Origin of the sequence: Mesorhizobium sp. M4A.F.Ca.ET.090.04.2.1, from assembly GCF_003999085.1 — a bacterium.
Classification (GTDB): Bacteria; Pseudomonadota; Alphaproteobacteria; order Rhizobiales; family Rhizobiaceae; genus Mesorhizobium.
On record NZ_RZOT01000632.1, the window covers coordinates 1 to 3171 of the forward strand.

The window sequence follows — 3171 nt, forward strand, 5'->3', positions numbered from 1 at the left end:
CCCCTATATCGTCCAGCACGGTAAGGCGATCGCGCACCGCTTCGCCAAGTCCTGCGTGCGCTCGACCGCCGAGAACGAGGCCTATTGGCGCGACGTCGGCACCGTCGACGCCTATTGGGAAGCCAACATCGACCTGACCGACGTCACTCCCGAGCTCGACCTCTACGACCGCGACTGGCCGATCTGGACCTATGCCGAATTGAAGCCGCCGGCAAAGTTCGTGCATGACGAGGATGGCAGGCGCGGCTCCGCGGTTTCCTCGCTGGTCTCGGGCGACTGCATCGTCTCCGGCGCGACGCTGAAGCGAAGCCTGATCTTCACCGGCGCGCGCATCAACTCCTATTCGACGCTGGAAGAAGTCGTCATGCTGCCGGACGTGCATGTGGGCCGCAACGCCAGGCTGAAGCGCGTCGTCATCGACCACGGCGTGCGCATCCCGGAAGGGCTGGTGGTCGGCGAGGATGCCGCCCTTGACGCCAAGCGCTTCCGCGTCTCGGAGAAGGGCATTTGCCTTGTCACCCAGGACATGATCGACAAGCTCAAACTGTAGACAGGAATCGTCAGGCGCATGCAGGTTCTGTCGGTCACGCCCGAAATCTTCCCGCTGATCAAGACCGGCGGGCTTGCCGACGTGACCGGCGCCTTGCCGATCGCGCTGGCCGGCAAGGGCGTGGCGATGCGCACCCTCATCCCCGGCTACCCCCAGGTGATGGCCGCCTTCAAGAAAAAGAAGGCCGTCTACCAGTACCCGCTGCTGCAGGGCGGCAAAGCCTCCATCCATGCGGTTCAGATCGCCGGGCTCGACCTCTTCGTACTCGACGCTCCGCATCTGTTCGACCGCCCGGGCGGCCCTTATGGTAACGCCACCGGCGCCGACTGGCCTGACAATTGGCGGCGCTTCGCGGCGCTCAGCCAAGTCGGCGGCGACATCGCCGGTGGCGCCATCTCAGGCTATCAGCCCGACATCGTGCATGCCCATGACTGGCAGTCGGCGATGGCGCTTGCCTATATGCGCTACGGCAAGGCCGTCGGCGTGCCGTCGCTGATCACCGTGCACAACCTCGCCTTCCAGGGCCAGTTCGGCGCCGGCATCTTCGGCGAGCTCGGCCTGCCGGGCGTGGCGATGGCGCTCGACGGCGTCGAATATTATGGCGGCGTCGGCTATCTCAAGGCTGGCCTGCAGGCCGCCTGGGCAATCACCACGGTGAGCCCGACCTACGCGCAGGAGATCCGCTCGCCGGAATTCGGCATGGGTCTCGACGGCCTGATCAACATGCGCGCCATCGATCTCCACGGCATCGTCAACGGCATTGATGTCGACATCTGGAATCCCGAGACCGACAAGCATCTTGTGGCCAACTATTCGGCCGAGACGCTTGCTGCGCGGGCCAAGAACCGCAAGGCGGTGGAGGACCGTTTCAATCTCGAGAGTGACGACAGTCCGATCGTCTGCGTCGTCAGCCGGCTGACCTGGCAGAAAGGCATGGACATACTGGCGGCGGCCGTCGACGGCATCGTCGCGGCCGGCGCGCGCCTGGCAATCCTGGGCTCCGGTGATGCCGGCCTCGAAGGCGCGCTGCTTGCCGCCGCCGCCCGCCATCGCGGCCGCATCGGCGTCGTCGTCGGCTATGATGAGGCGCTCTCCCACATCATGCAGGGCGGCTGCGACGCCATCGTCATCCCGTCGCGCTTCGAGCCCTGCGGACTGACCCAGCTTTACGGCCTGCGCTATGGCTGCGTGCCGGTCGTCGCCCGCACCGGCGGGCTCGCCGACACCATCATCGACGCCAACGAGGCGGCGATGTCGGCTGGCGTGGCGACCGGCTTCCAGTTCGCGCCGAACAATGGCGGTGCGCTCGTCCATGCCGTCCACCGGCTGGTCGGCGCGCATGCCAACCCCACCGCGTGGGCGTCGATCCAGCGCCAGGGCATGAAGGCCGATGTCTCCTGGGACAGGAGCGCCGAGAAATATGTTGAACTCTATCGCCTGCTGCTTTCGAAAAGGGTTGCCTGAAGCATGATACGGACCGTCCCCACCAAACCCTATCTTGACCAGAAGCCCGGCACCTCAGGCCTGCGCAAGAAGGTGCCGGTGTTCCAGCAGGAGCACTATGCCGAGAACTTCATCCAGTCGATCTTCGACGCGCTTGAAGGTTTTGAGGGAAAGACGCTGGTGATCGGCGGCGACGGCCGCTTCTACAACCGCGAGGTCATCCAGACGGCGATTGCCATGGCCGCCGCCAACGGCTTCGGCAAGGTCATGGTCGGGCAGGGCGGCATCCTCTCGACGCCGGCCGCCTCCAACGTCATCCGCAAATACAAGACCTTCGGCGGCATCATCCTGTCGGCCAGCCACAATCCGGGCGGTCCGCACGAGGATTTCGGCATCAAGTACAATGCCGGCAATGGCGGCCCGGCGCCGGAGAAGATCACCGACGCGATCTTCGAGAAGACCAAGACGATTTCGAGCTTCAAGATCGCCGACATCGGCGCGATCGACATCGATACGATCGGAACCGTCAAGGCCGGCGGCATGGCGGTCGAAGTGATCGATCCGGTCGCCGATTACGCCGAACTGATGGAAAGCCTGTTCGACTTCGACGCCATCCGCGCCAATTTCAAATATGGCTTCCGCATGCGCTTCGACGCCATGCATGCGGTGACCGGCCCCTACGCCAAGGAGATCCTCGAGCGCCGGCTCGGCGCGCCCAGCGGCACCTGCCGCAACTTCAAGCCGCTGCCGGACTTCGGCGGCCATCATCCGGATCCGAACCTGGTGCACGCCAAGCATCTCTATGACGAGATGATGGGCCCGGACGCGCCGGATTTCGGCGCTGCCTCCGATGGCGACGGCGACCGCAACCTGATTATCGGCAAGGGCATCTTCGTCACGCCGTCGGATTCGGTGGCGATGCTTGCCGCCAACGCGCATCTGGCGCCGGGCTATAAGGAAGGCCTGAAGGGCATCGCCCGCTCGATGCCGACCAGCGGCGCCGCCGACCGCGTCGCCGAGAAGCTCGGCATCGGCATCTATGAGACGCCGACCGGCTGGAAGTTCTTCGGCAATCTGCTCGACGCCGGCATGGCGACGATCTGCGGTGAGGAAAGCGCCGGCACCGGCTCCAACCATGTGCGCGAGAAGGACGGGCTGTGGGCGGTGCTCCTGTGGCT

2 protein-coding genes and 1 pseudogene are annotated in these 3171 nt (G+C 65.2%); all 3 read left to right on the plus strand.

Annotated elements, in window-relative coordinates:
• A pseudogene (locus EN781_RS29415) lies at positions 1-550 on the plus strand (glucose-1-phosphate adenylyltransferase); the annotation flags it as partial.
• Between the two features lie 18 nt (positions 551-568).
• Entirely contained in the window at positions 569-2014 is a 1446-nt protein-coding gene (gene glgA / locus EN781_RS29420; protein ID WP_126055819.1) for a glycogen synthase GlgA, read from the plus strand.
• 3 nt (positions 2015-2017) lie between these two features.
• The coding region (locus EN781_RS29425; protein ID WP_127400590.1) for an alpha-D-glucose phosphate-specific phosphoglucomutase at positions 2018-3171 on the plus strand (1154 nt) is incomplete at its 3' end.

Bases quoted from the DNA above. Each gene is read 5' to 3' on its own strand.
- glgA (WP_126055819.1), top strand. From the start codon at position 569: ATGCAGGTTCTGTCGGTCACGCCCGAAATCTTCCCGCTGATCAAGACC.